The following is a 19,718-nucleotide window of genomic DNA, read 5'->3' as shown; positions in this document are numbered from 1 at the left end:
TGCGTTATGGCGAGACCCCACGGCGTGGGAATCAGGGTTCAGCCCGCCAGCAGTGCCTTGGCGATGGCCTCGTTGAACGCTGGCAGATCGTCCGGGGTGCGGGAGGTGATCAGGGTCCAGCCGTTGGCCGGGCATTCCTTGACCTCGGCATTAACCCAATTGGCCGCGCCGGCATTGACCAGGTCAGTGCGCACACTTGGGTAAGAGGTCAGGGTTTTGCCTTTGATCACGCCGGCATCGATCAGCAGCCATGGGCCGTGGCAGATCGATGCGACGGTCTTCCCTGCGTCGGCGAACGCCTTGACCAGTTTCTGGGCATCGCTGTCCTGGCGCAGGGTGTCGGCGTTGACCGTGCCGCCGGGGATGACCAGTGCATCGAAATCATTGGCAGACAGGCCGGCCAGCTTGGTGTCGGAGGTCACGACGGCGTCTTTGTCGGTGTCGTTCAGGAACAGTTGCGCAGTGCCGCCTTCGATGGAGGCGTGGGTCACCGTAGCACCCTGACCCTTCAACGCTTCCAGCGGCTTGAGCAGTTCGTCGCGCTCGATGCCGGTGTTGGACGTAATGATCAAAACCTTCTTGCCGTTCAGTTGATTGCTCATGTTTTCGCTTTCCTCTGAAATAAAAAGTGCTGAACTGCGCCCGCTATCAGCGGGCGGTGTCACTTTCAGAGGGAAACGGAAAAGCGAAAGTTCAGCCCGATTGCGTGGCCGGGCTGGAGGTCGATGGCGACGACTCAGGCTAAGCACCCGGATTTCGGGCGCCGGGATCACCGCCGTGCGACGAAACGGCGCAGCGTAATGACACCGTCGTCACAAGCACTCGCGGACCGCTTTTTCCAATGCATTGCGGCCAAAGGCCGACGACAGCGGGGCGCGCTGGTACAGGAAAACCCGGGTATTGGGGTTGCCTTTGTAGACCTCGAGAATTTCATCGGAGGCGATCTTGCCGGAGATCAGCAGTTTGTAGTGACCCTTGCTCTCGGTCATGGTCGTGCCCGGCTTGATCTGCTGCCACTTGGGGTAGATGCATTTGGCGTAGTCAGATGGCGTCTTTGCGGTATCGAAATTAAACGACGGGTTGTTCGGCGTAGAGCTGCAACCGGCCAGCACTACGGCGATGGCGCAGCCCAGTAACGAGTACGGTAATAAACGGCGCATCAATTCATCCTGAATTAGAAAACGAAAACAATTTGATCGGGTCGATGGGCGCCTATGTTGACCAGCAACCGTGCAAATGAAAAGCGCACGCTTTGAAATATTTCACCGCGGGTTAAAGCCTGGCTTGCGCTGCCGTCACCGAGCTTCTGGACGGGTCATCCTGATCAATGGGTTCGCTCAGTCGAGCGCTGCTGTTGCTCGATTTATTTGCATATTGCTCGATTGGTTAATAGAGTGAGCGAAAACGAGCGCTCACTTAAGCATGTGCCCGTTCGTTACGGCCTGAATGACGGAGAACACATGTCACACGACGAACTGCAACGGGCTGCCCGGTCAGTACTGATGCCGGCGATTGCCGGCCTGGCGCTGGACGAGCCTGTGCGCCGCCATCTACACGCTGGCGGCGTATCGGTCCTGCTGGGTGAGACGCGTGATGAATACCTGGCCCGAAGCATGAGTTTCGAGCGCCGCCGGGAAGAAACTGATGCGCAGTTTTCCGCGATCGCCAGGGAGGCGGCACTGTGTGCGGCGGCGCCGGTGCTGATCGCCGTGGATCAGGAGCTCGGCGGCCTCCAGCGCTTGCACGGTCTGGTGCCCGGTATGCCGAGCTCGACCGACCTGACCCACATGAGCACCGCCGACATTGAGTCGCGCTGTTATGAAATGGCCAGCTCGGCCAGGGTCATGGGCGTCAATCTGTTCCTGGCGCCGATTGTGGACGTGGTCACCGGGGTCAACCCCTGGCTGCACCAGCGCAACCTCGGGCCCGATGCCGCCGAGGTGGCGCGCATTGCCTGTGCGTTCATTCGGGGTGTGCAGCGTGCCGGCGTGATTGCCACGGCCAAACACTTTCCGGGTCATTACCAGGTCGAGCACGACCCGGCGGTGGCGCGGGCTACCGTGCCCGACAACGCCGCCGCGCTCAGCGACGGGCTGGAAGTGTTCAGGCAGGTCATTGCCGCAGGCGTTGGCGCAATCATGCCCGGGCCTGCGGTGTTCCCGGCGCTGGATCCGCATCAGTCTGCCAGCACTTCAGCGGCGGTCATCGGCCTGCTAAGTGATGCGTTGGGTTTTGAAGGGCTGATCGTGTCCGACGACCTCGACGCCGTTTCCATCCTGCGCGGCAACAGCATCGCCGACACCGCCGTCGCCGCCCTGAATGCCGGTGCGCACCTGTTGCTCCTGTCGGCGGAGGCCGGGCTTGACGACATCTCGCGCGCCATCGTCGATGCCGTAAACAATTGAGGACTGGATGCGCAAACCCTGCTTGCCGCCGCGCACACAGTTCGCGCCCACGCCCGAAGGTCGAGAGCCCAAGTGGACTCAGGCCTGTACGTCTCCTACCCGGTCTCATGCGGTCATCTCACCCGCCGAGTCATGATCTGAACCCCCGCTGCTCGCTGCCAACCACTTGCAGCTTGCAGCTTATGGCTTGTCGCTCACCCCATTTGTACTCGCGGCCCGCGCGTTCTACTCTCGCCACTCTGTCCAACCAGAAGGAAGGCACGATGAGCTGGTCCGCCAGGCAGTACTCCATGTTCGAGCAGCAACGCACCCGACCGGTCCGCGACCTCGTCGCCGCCATTCCTCTGGCCTCGGTGCACACCGCCGTCGACCTCGGCTGCGGTCCCGGCAATTCCACCGAAGTGCTGGCCGAGGGTTTCCCGGAGGCCACGGTGACGGGGCTGGACAGCTCCGATGACATGCTGCGCGACGCCCGTCAGCGGCTGCCGAATGTTGCATTCGAACTCGCCGACATCGGCAGCTGGAACCCGGCACAGACTTACGACGTGATTCTCGCCAACGCGTCGCTGCAATGGGTGCCTGACCACGCGACGCTGTACCCGCGGCTGGTCAGCCTGCTCAACCCGGGTGGCGTGCTGGCGGTGCAGACGCCGGACAACCTTGAGGAGCCTGCCCATCGTCTGGCCCGGGACATCGCGGCGAGTGCGGAGTGGGCGAGCAGGATTGGCAACGTCAAACACCCCGACCGACACCCTGCCGCCTATTACTTCGAACTGCTGCAAGGGCATTGCGCCGAGGTCGATGTCTGGCGCACCACGTATCACCATCCGCTTGCCGGCGGGCATGGGGCAGTGGTCGAGTGGTTCAAGGGTTCGGCGCTGCGGCCCTATCTGCAACAGCTCGACGAAGCGGCGCAGCAGGATTTTCTCGACACCTATTTGCAGGCGATCAGCCAGGCCTACCCGGCGCTGGACGACGGCACAGTGCTGCTGCCGTTCCCGCGCTTGTTCATCGTTGCGACACGTTGAAGCCTGTGGCTTGCGTTAAGCCGCTGTTTTGCGAGCCGTGATCGACACCGCCGTTTTCTGATGGAGTGAGCATGAGCAATGACCCCGGCGAACTGGCCGCACGGCTGATTCGCAATTTCAATGAAGTGCCGCTGCAACACGAGCGCCGCGACCCGCTGTACGAAAGCCATGCCGCCCGCCTGGGCACCGGCACCGCCGCGAAGAAACTGGGCGCGTCGGTGGACATCGTCGCACCCGGCAAGCGCTCGTGCACTTATCATTTTCATTACGCGCAGGAAGAAATGTTCGTCATTCTGGACGGGCAGGGCACCTTGCGCGTGGCGGGTGAAATGCTCTCGATCCGCAGCGGCGATGTGATCTTCATTCCGCCGGGGCCTGAGTATCCCCACCAGATCATCAACACCTCTCACGCGCCGCTGAAGTATTTATCCATCAGCACCCGCGAGACGCCGGAAGTGTGCGAATACCCGGACTCCGGCAAGTATCAGGCGATGGTCACCATCAACGGAGCACGTGCGTTTGCGGCCGTGCAGCGTCCTGATGCGACACTGGATTACTGGGAGGGCGAGCCTTGATTCAATCGGCAGCCCTGTGCCCGTAACCCATTTGGTTATAACCATAGAACGTCTCGATCTAGGCGCGATATAAGAAAAACAGCAGTCCTTAGAGCAAAAATCGCTATCCTGCCCGCCGGCTTTTGAATGTGCAGTCAGGCAGAGCAATGGATTTTGGCAACGCAGGTTTCGTCGTCGCAGGGCTGGTGGTCGGTTTCATCGTTGGCATGACGGGGGTGGGCGGTGGATCGCTGATGACCCCGATCCTGCTGTGGTTTGGCATCAATCCCGCCACCGCAGTGGGCACCGACCTGCTGTACGCCGCCATCACCAAAAGCGGCGGCGTGCTGGTTCACAAGAAGAACGACAACATCGACTGGGGCATCACCGGCTGGCTGACTCTGGGCAGCGTGCCGGCCGCTGGCCTGACGCTGTGGTTTCTGAGCAGCCTGCACACCGCGCCGGACGCGATGAATCAGGTGATCAAACAAGCGCTGGGTGTGGTGCTGCTGCTGACCGCGCTGGCTATCTTTTTCAAGAAGCGCCTGCTGGCGTTTGCTCAGCGCCACGCCGGGGATCGTTATCGCCTCAGCAGCCGAATGCTGAACGGGCTGACGGTGCTGACCGGCGTCATCCTCGGCACCATGGTCGCGCTGACGTCCATCGGCGCCGGCGCCCTCGGCACGGTGGCGTTGTTCCTGCTTTATCCCTTCCTCGAAACCCGTCGCCTGGTTGGCACCGAAATCGCCCACGCCGTGCCCCTGACCCTGATCGCCGGCATTGGCCACGCGAGCATGGGCAACATGAACTGGTCGATGCTGGGCTACCTGCTGATGGGCTCGCTGCCGGGCATCTACATCGGCAGCCACCTGACCGGCCGCATCCCCGACGCCATCCTGCGCCCGTGTCTGGCGCTGATGCTGCTGGCGATCGGGTACAAGCTGGTGTTTTAACCCTGCATGGATGCGCCTGTTGACGTAGCGGTCATGGGCGCTGGTTTGCCGGGGGGGCATCCGCTGTCTCTCCAGCGGCCGAAATGCCGTCTTCGTGAGCAAGCTCACTCCCACAACGGATGTGTTTGCTGCAGGACATTCAGCGCCTGCACCTCTGAGCTCACTTCTTGTCTGCCCCCCAATAGCGCTGCGTCTCGATGAACGGGACTTGTTGATCCAGATCAATACCGGGTCACTTCAGGCGAGCACACTGGCCGTCGGTTGATTCAGGTCAGCCACCGCCAAGCCCATCGCGATCGTGGGAGGCTCATGAGGCAATTCCATGACTGATCATTCGCGCCCGTTACTCGAACTTAGCCCGTCTCAGGCGAAGGCAGACTCTATGAAAGGCAAAATGAAGGCCGCAGTTGTAGAAGCATTCGGCAGCCCGCTGGTGCTTCGCGAGTGGGACATTCCTACCCCGGGCCCCGGGCAGATCCTGATCAAAACTGAAGCCTGTGGCGTGTGCCATACCGACTTGCACGCGGCACGGGGAGACTGGCCGGTGAAGCCTTCGCTGCCCTTCATTCCGGGACATGAAGGCATCGGCATCGTGGTGGCCCTGGGGGCTGGCGTGACCAGTGTGGGCGAGGGCGATCGCGTGGGCGTGCCGTGGCTGTATTCAGCGTGCGGTCACTGCGAGTACTGCCTGAGCGCGTGGGAAACCGTGTGCGCCAGCGCCGAGTTCGGCGGCTACACCCGCAACGGCGGGTTCGCCGAATACATTCTCGCCGACCCTGAATACGTCGCACACATCCCCGACGGACTCGCCCCCCATGAAGCCGCGCCGATCATCTGCGCCGGGGTCACCACCTACAAAGGCATCAAGGAGGCCGATGTCAGGCCGGGTCAGTGGATCGTGATTTCGGGGATTGGCGGGCTAGGGCATCTGGCCGTGCAGTACGCCAAAGCCATGGGCCTGCGCGTGTGTGCGGTAGATGTCGACGACGGCAAACTGGCCCATGCCACCAGGCTGGGCGCAGACGCGGTGGTGAACGCCCGCGCGGGTGATCCTGTGCAGGCAGTCAGGGACGTCACTGATGGCGGGGCGCACGGCGTGCTGATCACCGCCCCTTCGCTGGCGGCGTTCAAACAAGGGGTGGGCATGACGCGCAAACGTGGCACGTGCGTGCTGGTCGGGCTGCCACCGGGCGAGTTTCCGCTGTCGCTGTTCGAGGTGGTCGCCAATTGCATCACCGTACGCGGCTCGTTCGTCGGCACTCGGCAGGACATGACCGAAGCCTTGGCCTTCGCCGCCGAAGGCAAGGTGAACGCCGACATCGAGTTGCGGCCGTTGGCCGAGATCAATCAGGTGTTCAGGGAGTTGGGTGACGGCGAAGTACAGTCGAGGATCGTCATCGATTTTCGCGGGTGATTGACGATAACTGCCTCATGCACCCAGTAGGACCGGCTTTAGCCGGGAAGGCATCAGTCGTCACGCCGCAGAATTGAGGGTGGTCTCACTGGCCTCTTCCCGGCTGAAGCCGGTCCTACTGCAACGTGTGCATCCAGCAGGAACCGGCGCGCATTCAGGTCAGTTCCCCGAGCGGAACGGAATAGGCTGGCGGGGCGCTTCGGGTGTGGTGTGCGGCTGCCCGACCATTTCGTCGTAGACCACCGGGTGCACGATGAACAGCTTCACGTCCTGAAGGGACGACAGGCATTTGCGCGCTTCGTCGACCGATGCCACGTGCAGCACCTTGCCGTCCGGGCTGGCGATGGCATTGGACTTGCCGTCCATGAGCGCATGGATGGCATACGAGCCACCTTCGATCGACACCAGATTAACCTCGGTAATGTCGCCGGCTTTGACGTGTTTGCTGAGCTTGTCCAGATCCATTACGGCACCTTAATTACGCACGCGGGCGTTGTCTGTTCCATGGATTGATGCGGAACCGTCGACGCGGCTCGCTTGCATTGGAAGAGGATGGCGATGCCAAGTTCAACGTAAACAGGGGAGGCGGACGAGGGGGCGTTGGCGGGGGCTTGCAACGGGATCAGCGACGCGAAAAAACCACCGTTGCCTGCCCATCGAAAACAGGCAGGCAACGGCGTTTCAATCAGCAGAGCTTGTCAATAACGCGCAGGCCAGGCGCTTGCTGCACGGCGCCCCATTCACTGCTCAGGGTTTCCAGTACCTGGCCGAGGAACTGCTTGTCCGCCGCGGCCTTCTTGCCGACATAACCGTGGCCCTTGCGGTACATCTTCAGCCGGGCACGCATGTGCGGGTGCTGACTCTCGAATTGTTCTTCCTCGGTGCAGGCACCCAGGCCGTCCATGTGCACGTTGCCTTCCTCGCACACCCAGAGGATGTGGCTATCAAGGGAGTCCTTGCGTGCGGCGAACAGTCGAGCCAATTGATCAATGGTAGGTTGGTTGTTCAGGTTCATGGTTGTTACCCCTTTTTGACCACTGGTTAATCTATCGAGTGAGTTCAAACGCAATGGCGAATCGTCCGTCGATTCGCAGTCCTTCCAGTCGCTGACAAGCAAGGTCCGTCGGTACACAGAGCCGGTGCCGGGCCGCAACGTGTGGGTATTGATGACGGCAGAGAGGGAAGATCGGACCTGGGCGAGAAGGGCGGACGCCTGGAAGACACGGGCGACTGGGTGGTCGACCACAAGTGTCATGAGGACGTGTCGCCAGCGCTCGGCCTGGTGGGTCGATCATGCCGGTTCGGCTTCATCAATCTGCCTTGTGGGCAGCACACATCCAGAGGTTGTTCGACGGCTGTGTCGAACGGGCCCGGAATACTTTTGCCAGCTCTCCCGATCGGGGAGACGCCTGCACTATGCAGTCGGCAAAAGGCCTCGTCAACGGTTTTGTAGTGATTATTTTCGTGCACTACATATTTTGTAGTTTCAGAACATGGAGGTCGATTCGTGACTACAAAGTCAATGAATCCGGGTTTGACAGCGCGGGCGTCGGGCGGGGGGCATGAAAGAGTGGTGCCGAAACGACGCTTGCCCGCGACCGGATCAGCCAGCCATTACCTCTGGCTGACTGACCCCATCGCGGGCAAGCAGGTGTCGCTATGAATCCAGGCGCGAACAGTTACGCCTGTGGAGCCTTCTGCAGTTCAAACAGCAACAGCGAACGCGGCGTGACCGTGTACTCGCTGCCGAACTCGAACTGGTCCTTGCCGTCGATTTCCGGCTGATTGGTGTCGATCAGGCTGGTCCAGTTGAGACCTTCCGGCACCTCCGGAAGCGTGAAGTTGACGCCGTCGTGGTGGGAGTTGACCACCAGCAGCAGCGTTGCTTCGGAGCCGCGGCGACGAATACCGGTTTCCTGAGCGCGGCCATCCATCAACATGCCCAGGCAGCGGCCGTTCGGATCTTCCCACTGCTCGATGGTCATCTCTTCGCCGCTTGGCGACAGCCAGGTCACGTCCTTCACGCCCAGTTCTTCGTTGTAATCGCCCACCAGGAAGCGGCTACGACGCAGGATCGGGTACGACTGACGCAGCTTGATCAGACGCTTGACGAACGCCAGCAGGGCCTTGCCGTCTTCGTCCAGATCCCAGTTGACCCAGCCGATCTCGCTGTCCTGGCAATAGGCGTTGTTGTTGCCGTGCTGGGTACGGGCGAACTCGTCACCGGCAACCACCATCGGCGTGCCCTGAGCCAGGATCAGCGTCGAGAAGAAGTTGCGCATCTGACGCAGGCGCAGCGCGTTGATTTCCGGATCGTCGGTCGGGCCTTCGACGCCACAGTTCCAGGAACGGTTGTCGTTGCTGCCGTCCTGGTTGTTCTCATCGTTGTCCTCGTTGTGCTTCTCGTTGTACGACACCAGGTCGTGCAGCGTGAAACCATCGTGGGCGGTGATGAAGTTCACCGAAGCGTAAGGGCGGCGGCCACGCTGGTTGAACAGGTTGCCCGAAGCCGTCATGCGGTTGGCGAAGTCCGCCAGTTGGCCTTCATCGCCTTTCCAGAACGCACGGATGTTGTCGCGGAATTTGTCGTTCCACTCCGCCCAGCCCGGCGCGAAGTTGCCGACCTGGTAACCGCCTGGACCGCAATCCCAAGGCTCGGCGATCAGTTTCACCGAACGCAGCACCGGATCCTGGCGGCAGGCCACGAGGAAGCTGTGGCGCTCGCTGAAACCATCGTGGTAACGGCCGAGGATGGTGGCCAGGTCGAAGCGGAAGCCGTCGACGTGCATCTCGGTCGCCCAGTAACGCAGCGAATCGGTGACCATCTGCAGCACGCACGGGTGGCTCAGGTCGAGGGTGTTGCCGGTGCCGGAATCGTTGATGTAGTAACGCTTGTCATCCGGCATCAGGCGGTAGTACGAGGCGTTGTCGATACCACGCATCGAGAGGGTTGGGCCGCGCTCGTTGCCTTCGGCGGTGTGGTTGTAGACCACGTCCAGAATCACTTCCAGGTTGGCGTGGTGCATGTGCGCAACCATTTCCTTGAACTCGGAAATCTTGCCGTGGGCCAGGTAGCGTGGATCCGGGGCAAAGAACGCCAGGGTGTTGTAACCCCAGTAGTTGGTCATGCCTTTTTCCAGCAGGTGCTGGTCGTTGACGAAGGCGTGGATCGGCAGCAATTCGATCGAGGTGACGCCCAGACCTTTGATGTGCTTGATCACGTCATCGACCATCAGGCCGGCGAACGTGCCTTTGACTTCATCAGGCACGGACGGGTGACGCATGGTGAAACCGCGGGTGTGGGTCTCGTAGAAAATCGTCTTGTCCCACGGCACGTCGACGCGCTGTTCGCGGCCCCAGGTGTACGCAGGGTCGATGACCTTGCACTTGGGCACGAAGGGCGCGCTGTCACGCTCGTCGAAGCTCAGGTCGTCGTCCGGGTGACCGATGGTGTAACCGAACAGCGCCTCGGACCACTTCAGCTCGCCGACCAGTTGCTTGGCATACGGGTCGATCAGCAGCTTGTTATGGTTGAAACGGTGGCCGTTCTTCGGATCGTACGGACCATAGACGCGATAGCCATACACCTGACCCGGGTGGGCGTCGGGCAGGTAACCGTGAAAGATCTCGTCGGTGTATTCCGGCAGCTCGATGCGCTCAAGCTCCACTTCACCGGCCGAGTCGAACAGGCACAGCTCGACCTTGGTGGCGTTGGCGGAAAAGATGGCGAAGTTGACGCCGAGGCCGTCCCAGCTGGCGCCGAGCGGGAAGGGCAGGCCTTCTCGAATGCGCGAGGCCGTGACTTCGGGGCTGCCAGCGTTGCTGGATTCATTCTGTGTAGCGGTGCTTTTATCTTGCGTGCTCATGTGTATTCCTGACGTTCGAATGAGTTCCTGAAGGCGAACAAAGCCGTGGCCTCAGTACGTGACTGCGCCATCGATGCAACAGGTTTGAAAATTACCGCAGGGTGACGACCGTTTTAAGGCGATCCCTGCGGTAGGGGTGTTAGCGGCGCAACAGTGACGCGTTAAAGCAGTTGATCAAGACGCAGGCTTGGCGGCGGCAGGCTTCTTGGCAGAAGACTTGGCCGCCGGCTTGGCCGGTTTGGCGGCAGCATCGGTACCGCTCGCAGCAGCCTTGGGTTTGGCAGGCGCCTTGGCTGCCGGTTTGGCGGCAGGCTTGGCGTCAGCTTTTGCCTCGGATTTACTGGCAGCCTGATCAGCGGAGCTGCCTGCTGATTTTGCGGCTGATGCGGCTGCGGGTTTAGCCGCAGGCTTGGCAGCAGATTTCGCCGCCGGTTTGGCTGCACCCTTCGCAGCGGGTTTGGCAGCGGCAGCCTTGGGCTCCGCTTTGCCGTCGAGCTTGGACTTCGCCGTCTTCGCAGCAGCCGGCTTTTTAGGCGACTTCGCCTCGGCGGCGGCCAATTTGCTAGCCATTTCCCAGTGGCGGGCATCTTGCCCATGTGGCTTGCCTTCCGTTTCCCAGATCTGGTGGGCAAGCTCGCTGATTCTTTTATCGTCGGCACTCATCTCGACACTCCCGGTATCACAAAGTTTGTATAAGCAGGTTTACAGAAATTTCCTTGAGCGCTGCGCTGAGCAACATTTCCTTGCTGGATGTGACTGTAGCCTGAGAAAAAAGTCCCTTCCAATTTGGATGTGAATCAGCGAACGGCAGGTTGATTCGTGTATCGCCCCAATTTGCTGCATTGATGAATGGAGTTTGCGCAGTGCCCAATAGTTCAGCCGGCAAGCGCGGAACCACAACAATAGCCCGCATCTCTTTCGTTACCCGGGCAAAAGCGATGACGTGATCGGCTTTTTCACCCACCACTTCAAGGGGTTGATATTCGCCTTCACTGAACAGCGCGGGGTACTCATTGCACAGGCTAAGCACCTGAGCAATCAACGCCTGCTTGATCCGGCCGTCATGCCACTGGTTCAACAGCTCGGTGACCGGCACGGATGCCTGCAACGCACGTTCGCGAGCGGGGTAATCCACCGGACGACGGTTGTCCGGATCCACCAGGCTGAAGTCCCAGAACTCGGTGCCCTGATACAGATCAGGCACACCGGGCGCAGTCATTCGCAGCAAAGTTTGCGCCAGACTGTTGAGCGCGCCGGCCGTCGCGATGCGATTGGCCGTGGCACCGATGGATTGACGCAGTGCCAGACCGTCGGCGTTCAGCAGCAAGTGCTGGAGAAACTCGCGGCACGCTGTCTCGTACGGCTCGTTGGGCGCGCTCCAGCTGCTCTGCAGTTTGGCTTCGCGCAGGGCCTTTTCCTGCCACTGGGTCAGTCGCTTGGCGTAGGCTTCGAAAGCCGGCTCGCCTTCGAGGTCCAGCGGCCAACTGCCGATGATTGCTTGATACAGCATCAGCTCGTCACCCGGGCTGATGTGGGTGTCACCCGCCTTGAGCGGCGCCGACAGCTGCTGCCAGCGCTCGACCTGCTCGGCGTACCAGGGCGCCAGTTCGCTGAGCACGGCCAGACGGGTGCGGGTGTCCTCGCCACGCTTGTGGTCGTGGGTTGCGGTGGTCAGCAGGTTGTTCGGGAAGCTCTTGTGCCGCTCGATGGAGACGTGATGAAACGCCTCCACCGGCGCACTGAAATGTTGCGGGTGGAAACCCACATCGTTGCGCGACAGCAACACGGCGGAGCGGTAGAACGAGGTATCTTCCACCGATTTGGCCGCCACTGGCGACGTCAACTGCTGGAAACGGTTGCCGGCCTTGCGGCGCATCTCGCGCAACCGGCCCGTCGGGTAGTCGCGCAGCTTCTCGCCACCCAGCCACAGCTTGAGGGAATCCAGCACCGGCCAGTCGCCTTCGCTGAGCATCTCCCGCGCACCGTCCATGGCCTGCTGGAAGAAGCGCTCGTCTTCGGCAGAACGGCCGCAGGCGGTGAGGTAGGTGCGGTAGACCGGGAAGTTGCTGACCAGCGCCAGCAGCGCGCGACGGATGGCGCCAAGGGTCATGTCGCGGGTCATCACGTCACTGCGCGAGACCTGCAGCAGTGCCTGGGCCAGGTTTTCGAAATCACCCGCCAGCGTGCCATGGAGCACCAGATCGCGGGCTTCCAGCACTTCCTGATTGAAGTCGGCCGTGCGTCCGCTGATGCGGCTCCACAGCTCGCCCAGTACGGCTTCACCTTTCGGATCGTGCTGCAGCAGCGACACCTGGTTCATGAATTCATAACCGGTGGTGCCGTCGACGTTCCAATCAGTGCGCAGTTGCTCGTCTGGGCCGAGGATCTTCTCGACGAAAATCGGCAGACGTTCCAGTTCGGTGCCGGCCGGGCGCAGTTTCATCAGGCTGTCGACGCGACGACGCAGCTTGCGGCAATACCCGCGCGGATCGGCGAGGCCATCGATGTGGTCAATGCGCAGACCGTCCACAAGCCCTTTGGCGATGAGTTCGAAAATCTTCCCGTGGGTTGCTTCGAACACCTGCGAACGCTCGACCTTCAGGCCGCCCAGCTCGTTGATGTCGAAGAAACGCCGCCAGTTGATGTCGTCGCCCGCGGTGCGCCAGCTCGCCAGACGATAGTCCTGCTGCTCAAGCAAACGGTGCAGGCGGTCGAAGCCTTCCGGGGTGCTGGAATCAAACTGCGCGAGACCTTCTTCAACGGCCTTGACCAGCTCGGGTTTGGCCTTCACTGCCTCGGCCAGCTCAGCCTTGGCCTGACGGGCACGCTCGTAGGCCTGCGGATAGTTGTCGAGGTCGGCGAAGCGCTGGGCCAGTTCATCCAGCTCGGAACGCTTCGCTGCCTTCAACAGCGGCGCGTACGTGGCCGGATTGATCGGGAAGAGATGCTGGTAGTGCTCGGCGTGAAAGGTGCCGTGCTCTGCATCAAAACGCAGGGGCACTTCACCGTTCTGCAACACGGTGCCGTAGTCGGTGCTCAGGAACGGCAACAACAGTTGGCCCTTGAGCAGCGGGTCCGGGGAATTCCACTGGATGTCGAAGAACTTGGCGTACGGACTGCGCTGGCCCCATTCGAGCAGGTCGAGCCACCAGGGATTGTCGTTGCCGCCGACTGCCATGTGGTTGGAGACGATGTCGAGAATCAGGCCCATGCCGTGCTCACGCAGCGCCGCGACCAGACGCAGCAAGGCCGGCTCACCGCCCAGTTCGGGGTTGATCACCCGTGGGTCGACCACGTCGTAACCGTGCATGGAACCGGCGCGGGCTTTCAGCAGTGGCGAGGCGTAGATGTGGCTGATGCCCAGGCTGGCGAAGTACGGCACGAGCTTGGTGGCGTCGTCCAGCGTGAAGTCTTTGTGAAACTGCAGGCGCTGGGTGGCGCGCAGGGATTTAAGAGGGGTACTCATTTTTGATCACGCTCCGCGGCTTGTTGCCGTGCCGCTGCCAGAATTTCAAGTCGTCGTGCTGCATCGGCGTTGTCCAGCAGAGTACCGCTGTCGCCGTTGAGCCGACGTCGCCAATTGGGATGACTGTCGATGGTGCCGGGGAAATTCGCCTGCTCGTCGATGCCGAGGGCGTCCTCGATCGGGAGCAGCACCAACGGCGCCGGGGTGTGGCCGAGGTACGCAATGCTGTAGTCGATGACGTCTTTCGCGCTGATGCTTTCACCGCTGCTCGGCAGCGTGTAGTTCTGCTTGAGCGCCTTGATCAGACCCTTGCGTTCCCGTTCGCGGCCGTCGCGCATCTTCTGCTCGGCGTCGTCATCAACAAGCCCGAGTTTTTTGTTCCAGTCGACATCCAGTTCGCTCAGCCAACCGGTGAGGGTGGGCAGGTCGTGGGTGCTGGTGGTAGCCAGTGCGTCTTTGGACCACTTCGTGATGGGCTTGAACGTCGCGTCGTCCTGTTCGAACAGCAGCACGCGCATCCCCAGGATCTCGCGCTCGGACAGCTTCTCGTGCAGACCTTCGGGCACCGTGCCGAGGTCTTCGCCCAAAACGATTGCTTCGTGACGCCACGATTCCAGGCTCAACAGCCGCAGCATGTCGTCCAGCGGGTAATTCAGGTAAGCGCCTTCACTCGCCGGGGATCCCAACGGGACGACCCACAGGCGCTGCAGCCCCATCACATGGTCGATGCGCAGGCCACCGGCGTGGGCGAAGTTGGCCCGCAGCATTTCGATGAACGCCTGAAAACCATTGCGCTTCAGGCCGGTCGGCGAGAACGCCGAGATGCCCCAGCTCTGGCCCGAGCGGTTGAGGATGTCCGGTGGTGCGCCCACGGTCAGCGAGGAGAGCAACTCGTCCTGACGACTCCAGGCCTGACTGCCGGCACCGTCTGCACCCACGGCCAGATCACCGATCAGGCCGACGCTCATGCCGCTCGATCGTGCGGCGGTCTGGGCGCGTTCGAGGCCACGCGCGATCAGCCATTGCGCGAAGGCGTGGAAACCGATCTCTTCGCCGTGCGCCTTGGCGAACGCGTCGAGGGCAGGGTTACGCGGGTTCTTGTACTGCTCCGGCCATTCATGCCAGTTGCCGCCAATGCCCAATTCGTCGCCCGCATCACGCAGGGCTTCGAAACGGCAGTGGTTTTCCAGGGCTTCACCGCCCGCTTGGCGGAAACTCTTGAAGTCCTCGTGGAAGGGATGATCGCTGCCGATGAAGCCGGCATACAGCTCGCGCAGCAGGGCATATTTTGCTTTGGCGGCGGCGGGCCATTCGATCAGCTCCAGTGATTCCAGACGCTTGAACTCGTCGGCCAGGCCGGCTTTCTCGATCGCAAGCTCAACCGCGCGGTCACCGAGAATGGTGCCCGGCGCCGCATACAGCGCGTTGAGGAACAGGCGACTGGACGGCGAGTACGGGCTGTAGCGCTCGCTGTCGTTGGAGAACATCGCGTGAACCGGGCTGATCGCCACGGCCGAGGCACCACGGGTGCCTGCGGCACGTACGAAAGCCTCCAGCCCCTGGGTATCGCCGATACCGCCATCACCTTCACGGCGCAGGTAGTACAGCTGAGTGGTCAGGCCCCAGTCGCGGGCGATTGCTTTCTTGCTGGCCATGTTCAGGCTGTAGCACGTCTTCGGCGCGACGGCGACGGTCAACTGCTGGCCGCCCACGTCCAACTGGTGATAACCCACTGTGGCCAACCCGGGCAGGGCAGCCTTGTCGGTGAGCTTCGCTTCGAGCAGCGAGCCGTCTTCCAGCGTCAGCGTGAACGCGGTGGCTGGGGCGAACCAGCTCGACAGGTCGAGATCCTTGCCATGGTCGACGGTCATCAAAGGCGGCGGGGTAGCCGGCTGACTTTCTTCGTTCAGGCGTTTGAGGCTGGTTTTGACGTCTTCTTCTGTCTCGGCGGGGTAACCCAGGCCGCCGAGGACCTTGCGCAGGACCTCGGGGCTTACGTGTTGCCGTTTGGCGTTGGCGTCCTTCCAGTCAACCGACAGGCCCGCCTGGGCTGCCAGTTTTTCCAGTTGCTCATTGCTCATCCTGTTCCTCCACAACGTCACTCGATTTCAGGCTGACAATGGCCGTGTATGGATTGAGGGTGGCGGATGGGGAAAGTTCTGCGGACTTGGCACGGGATTGATGAAGCACTCTGTAGCCGGTGTGATCATCAGTGTCGACCGCCTCGCTGCCGAGGTTCAGATCAATGCGCAACTCGCTGCCGTCGCCCAGCTTCCAACGTGCGCTGACGGCTTTGTCGCCGAGCTCTTTCACGCCCAACGCACTGGCGCCGTGCAGGCGAGGGAACAGCTCGGTCTTGCGAATCTGCAGCAAGGTTTTGTAGAGCTCAAGCCAGTTGCGATGGTCCTGACCCTTGTCGGTTTCCAGCAGCAGCGCATCGAACGCCGGACGCGAGGCCTCGAAAGTTTCAAGAGCATTGGGATCAGGGATCTGCTCGCGCTTGGCCGGATCCTTGAACGCGGCGAAATCCTTGAACTCGCCACGACGTCCTTCACGCACGGCATCTGCCAGCTCGTCATGGAAGTCAGTGAAGAACAGAAACGGCTCGCTTGCGCCCCACTCATCGCCCATGAACATCAGCGGGATCATCGGTGACAGCAGCAACAGCGCCGTCGCCGCCTGCAATGCAGGGGCCGGGCTCAGCTGAACCAGACGCTCGCCGAAGGCCCGGTTGCCGATCTGGTCGTGGTTCTGCAGAAACAGCACGAAAGAGGTCGGCGGCAGATGGCCGCTCGGTTCGCCCCGGGCGTGGCCATGACGGGTGGATTCGCCTTGATAGACAAAGCCTTCGCCCAGCAGACGCGCAAGCTTTTGCGTGGGTTTTTCGGCGAAGTCGGTGTAGTAAGCGTCGGTCTCGCCGGTCAGCAGGACGTGCAGCGTGTTGTGGCCGTCATCGTTCCATTGGGCGTCGTAGCCCTGATCCATGCGTCCAGCTTCGTTGAATTCGTTTTCCAGGGTCAGCCACACGTGACGCTCCGACGGAATCGTCTCGCGTACGTGTTCTGCCAGGTCTTGCAGAAAAGTCGGGTCTTCGATGGCGTGCACGGCGTCGAAACGCAGGCCGTCGAAGCGGTAGTCCTGCAGCCACATCATCGTGTTGTCGATAAAGAAGTCGTGTACTTCACGGCGGCGGAAATCGATTGCGTCGCCCCACGGCGTCTTCTTGTCGCTGCGGAAGAAATGGCTGGCGTAGGCGCCGAGGTAATTGCCGTCCGGGCCGAAGTGGTTGTAGACCACGTCCAGAATGACCGCGAGGCCCAGCCCGTGGGCGGTGTCGATCAGGTGCTTGAGTTGGTCGGGCGTGCCATAGGACGACTGCGCGGCGTAAGGCAACACGCCGTCGTAACCCCAGTTGCGATCACCCGGGCATTGCGCGATAGGCATCAGCTCGATGGCGGTGATGCCGGTGTCCACCAGATGCTGCAGACGCTGTTCAACGCCTTCATAGCCACCCAGTGCACCGACGTGCAGCTCGTAGATGACCGCCTCGTGCCAGGGCCGTCCCTGCCACTCGGTGTTCTTCCATTGGTAGGCGGCCTGGTCGACGACGATGCTGTAGCCGTGCACGTCGCCGTCCTGAGCCCGGGAAGCCGGGTCAGGAACAGTGAGATTGTTTTGTCCATCGAGAGCGACGTTGAAGCGATAGCGCGTGCCAGCTCCACACTCGGTCTCGACCACGAACCAGCCGTCCTGCTCTGGCTGAAGGGCCTGTGCAGGCCCGTTTTCGAATTCGACGCTGACGCTTTGGGCGTCCGGTGCCCAGAGGGCAAACCGGGTGTGTTGTGGATCCAGCATGACGGCGCCGTGGCGCCAGTTTTGATCCGTGCGCGAAGGCATCCGTAATTCCTTGATCAGTGGGTTATCAATAATGCAGTGCCACGCCTGCGTTTTTCTTCAGCAGCTCCTGGTAAAGATCGGCGTAGGGTTCTACTGCCTTGTGCCAATCGAACGGAGCGGCCATGGCGCGGCAGCGCATGGCGTTGAGCAGCAATGGACTTTCGAAGACCTTGAACGCGCGGGTCAGGGCTTCGGTGTAGCTCTCGACCGTGGATTCGTCGAACAGGAAACCGGTGCAGCCGTCTTCGATGGTGTCCGCGAGACCGCCAGTGCGGCGTGCGATCGGCAGGGAGCCGAAGCGCTGCGCGTACATCTGGCTCAGGCCGCAAGGCTCGTAGCGCGAAGGCATCAGCAGAAAATCACTGCCGGCGAACATGCGACGTGCGTCGGTTTCGTTGAAGCCCACACGGACACTGACCTGTCCCGGGAAGCGGGCGGCGAGGGCGCGCATAGCGTCTTCTTCTTCAGGTTCGCCACGGCCGATGATCGCAATCTGGCCGCCGTTGTTGACGATGTGCTCGGCAACCCCGATGGTCAGGTCCAGACCCTTCTGGTAAACCAGACGGGAGACCACGGCGAACAGCGGGCCGGTGGAAGGCTCCAGTTCAAATAGCTCGCGCACGTAGTCGGCGTTGATTTCCTTGCGTGTCCACTCGTTCGGAGCGAAGCGGCAGATCAGGTGCTCGTCGGTGGCTGCGTCCCAGCTCTCGTCGATGCCGTTGGGAATGCCGCTGAGCTGACCGCGGTCGGCTTTGCTCTGCAGGAAGCCTTCCAGGCCACAGCCAAAATCCGGGGTGGTGATTTCTTTCGCGTAGGTCGCGCTCACAGTCGTGATATGGCTGGAATACGCCATGCCGGCCTTGATGAACGAGAGCTGACCGTAAAACTCCATGCCTTCCGGGCTCAATGCCGAGTCGGGAATGCCCAGCTCACGGCTGGAGGCGATGCTGACAAAACCCTGATACGCCAGGTTGTGGATAGTGAAGATCGACGGCGTGGTCTGACCGCGCCATTTCATGTACGCCGGCGCCAGGCCTGCTGGCCAGTCGTGAGCGTGAACGAGCTCGGGGCACCACTGGGTCTTCACCGCGCCGGCCGCAAAGTCGGCAGCCGCCAGGCCCAGGCGGGCAAAGCGAATATGGTTGTCGGACCAGTCGCGGCCGTCATTGTCACCGTAGGGCGTGCCTTCACGCTCGTACAACTCGGGACAGATCAGGACGTAAATCACCAGACCGTCTTTCATGTCCATCCGGCCGATCTTGCAGGGAGGCAGCGCGGCGTGACCGGGCAGCTCGCTGATGATGTGGATCGGGTTGCCACTATTGATGACCTGTGGATAGCCGGGAATCAGCACGCGTACATCGTGCAGGTGGCGCATGGCGCGCGGCAGTGCGGCTGACACATCGCCCAGACCGCCGGTTTTCACCAGGTCGGCCATCTCTGAAGTCACGAACAGGACTTTCTTGCGGGTTACCGAAGAAATCACTGGTTGAACAGGAGGCAGTTGCAGCACGGGTGCGCTCGTCGTTGCGAAGACCGGCAGATGGGTCAGCTCGCTGGCCGGCTGATTAAAACTCTCTCCCTTCTGGGTTTTGACAGCGGCACTAATCATCGTTTTCTCCAGTTCGATATGCAGTGTTGGTACAGCACTTAAGGTGTAAGCAGCCATTTCCTATGGCCAGGCACACAAGACCTACGCAAGATCGATACCGATTTACCGACTGCACATTAGAGGACAAGGTGAAAGCGGACTCTGCTTCGATTTTTTCAACAGCATAGTTGCTCTATTCACATGACCCATGCGCCTGTGCAGAAGTTTCGACAATTTTTCCGGGCCATGTCTGGCATGCGGGATTGCGATGCGGGGTATTGTGGAATTCAGGGTGATGAAGCGATCTGCGAGGCCCTAAATGCGCCGTTGTGGAGCATGGGGTGTAGGCCTTCTTACAGGGGTGCCGTCGGTCGGATTGTTGGACAATTACCGGGCCGATGGTCTATCCGCGCGCAGCCCCTGCGCTGTTGTGGGACACCGTAGGCACAATTTGCCTGCGCTGCCTTTTCCCGGTGCGCGCCGGAAGAATTCCTGACCGATCCGAGACATTTCCTACTTCTGTATAAGGATATTTTTTCGGCCA

At 61.3% G+C, this 19,718-nt stretch carries 15 protein-coding genes; 5 read left to right on the top strand and 10 right to left on the bottom strand.

Annotation, left to right across the window (positions count from 1 at the left end):
• Positions 1 to 38 precede the first annotated feature (38 nt).
• Positions 39 to 602 carry a type 1 glutamine amidotransferase domain-containing protein gene (locus AC07VF_RS18015; RefSeq protein WP_495007771.1) on the bottom strand — a complete coding sequence of 188 codons (564 nt, stop codon included), beginning with the start codon at positions 600 to 602 and terminating at the stop codon, positions 39 to 41.
• Between the two features lie 210 nt (positions 603 to 812).
• Positions 813 to 1,160: a hypothetical protein gene (locus tag AC07VF_RS18010; protein ID WP_346629787.1), complete on the bottom strand. Its 348-nt coding sequence runs from the start codon at positions 1,158 to 1,160 to the stop codon at positions 813 to 815.
• 300 nt (positions 1,161 to 1,460) lie between these two features.
• On the opposite strand from AC07VF_RS18010, the gene AC07VF_RS18005 reads away from it, so the two are divergent.
• The 5 genes from AC07VF_RS18005 (at position 1,461) to adhP (ending at position 6,354) form a co-directional block, all read left to right on the top strand.
• Positions 1,461 to 2,405 carry a glycoside hydrolase family 3 N-terminal domain-containing protein gene (locus AC07VF_RS18005; RefSeq protein WP_495007772.1) on the top strand — a complete coding sequence of 315 codons (945 nt, stop codon included), beginning with the start codon at positions 1,461 to 1,463 and terminating at the stop codon, positions 2,403 to 2,405.
• A gap of 263 nt (positions 2,406 to 2,668) precedes the next feature.
• Positions 2,669 to 3,433 (top strand): trans-aconitate 2-methyltransferase, encoded by a 765-nt coding sequence (gene tam / locus AC07VF_RS18000; RefSeq protein ID WP_495007773.1) that lies wholly within the window; start codon positions 2,669 to 2,671, stop codon positions 3,431 to 3,433.
• 71 nt (positions 3,434 to 3,504) lie between these two features.
• Positions 3,505 to 4,008, top strand: coding sequence for a cupin domain-containing protein (locus tag AC07VF_RS17995; RefSeq protein WP_495007774.1), 504 nt, complete (start codon positions 3,505 to 3,507; stop codon positions 4,006 to 4,008).
• 146 nt (positions 4,009 to 4,154) lie between these two features.
• Positions 4,155 to 4,940 (top strand): sulfite exporter TauE/SafE family protein, encoded by a 786-nt coding sequence (locus AC07VF_RS17990; RefSeq protein ID WP_282372691.1) that lies wholly within the window; start codon positions 4,155 to 4,157, stop codon positions 4,938 to 4,940.
• 382 nt (positions 4,941 to 5,322) lie between these two features.
• Complete coding sequence (adhP, locus tag AC07VF_RS17985; protein WP_495007775.1) at positions 5,323 to 6,354, top strand: alcohol dehydrogenase AdhP; 1,032 nt, start codon at positions 5,323 to 5,325, stop codon at positions 6,352 to 6,354.
• 159 nt (positions 6,355 to 6,513) lie between these two features.
• On the opposite strand, the gene AC07VF_RS17980 is transcribed toward adhP, so the two are convergent.
• The 8 genes from AC07VF_RS17980 to glgA all read right to left on the bottom strand — a co-directional run bounded on the left by AC07VF_RS17980 (position 6,514) and on the right by glgA (position 19,195).
• Positions 6,514 to 6,819, bottom strand: coding sequence for a DUF6482 family protein (locus AC07VF_RS17980; RefSeq protein WP_495007776.1), 306 nt, complete (start codon positions 6,817 to 6,819; stop codon positions 6,514 to 6,516).
• Positions 6,820 to 7,039: 220 nt separating this feature from the next.
• Entirely contained in the window at positions 7,040 to 7,369 is a 330-nt protein-coding gene (locus AC07VF_RS17975) for a hypothetical protein (protein ID WP_074885710.1), read from the bottom strand.
• A 664-nt stretch (positions 7,370 to 8,033) separates the two neighbouring features.
• Positions 8,034 to 10,220, bottom strand: a complete 2,187-nt coding sequence (gene glgX / locus AC07VF_RS17970) for a glycogen debranching protein GlgX (protein WP_495007777.1) — start codon at positions 10,218 to 10,220, stop codon at positions 8,034 to 8,036.
• Positions 10,221 to 10,394: 174 nt separating this feature from the next.
• Positions 10,395 to 10,883 (bottom strand): DUF2934 domain-containing protein, encoded by a 489-nt coding sequence (locus AC07VF_RS17965; protein ID WP_192172128.1) that lies wholly within the window; start codon positions 10,881 to 10,883, stop codon positions 10,395 to 10,397.
• 16 nt (positions 10,884 to 10,899) lie between these two features.
• Complete coding sequence (locus AC07VF_RS17960) at positions 10,900 to 13,686, bottom strand: malto-oligosyltrehalose synthase (RefSeq protein ID WP_495007778.1); 2,787 nt, start codon at positions 13,684 to 13,686, stop codon at positions 10,900 to 10,902.
• On the bottom strand, positions 13,683 to 15,767 hold the full coding sequence (malQ, locus tag AC07VF_RS17955) for a 4-alpha-glucanotransferase (protein ID WP_495007779.1): 2,085 nt from the start codon (positions 15,765 to 15,767) through the stop codon (positions 13,683 to 13,685). The genes AC07VF_RS17960 and malQ overlap by 4 nt, the downstream gene beginning before the upstream one ends.
• On the bottom strand, positions 15,757 to 17,583 hold the full coding sequence (treZ, locus tag AC07VF_RS17950; protein ID WP_495007780.1) for a malto-oligosyltrehalose trehalohydrolase: 1,827 nt from the start codon (positions 17,581 to 17,583) through the stop codon (positions 15,757 to 15,759). The genes malQ and treZ overlap by 11 nt, the downstream gene beginning before the upstream one ends.
• A gap of 25 nt (positions 17,584 to 17,608) precedes the next feature.
• Entirely contained in the window at positions 17,609 to 19,195 is a 1,587-nt protein-coding gene (glgA, locus tag AC07VF_RS17945; protein WP_192172124.1) for a glycogen synthase GlgA, read from the bottom strand.
• Positions 19,196 to 19,718: the final 523 nt, after the last annotated feature.

It is taken from the genome of Pseudomonas sp. GW821-FHT02H06, from assembly GCF_059421525.1.
This window is presented reverse-complemented; position numbering and strand designations above follow the sequence as displayed.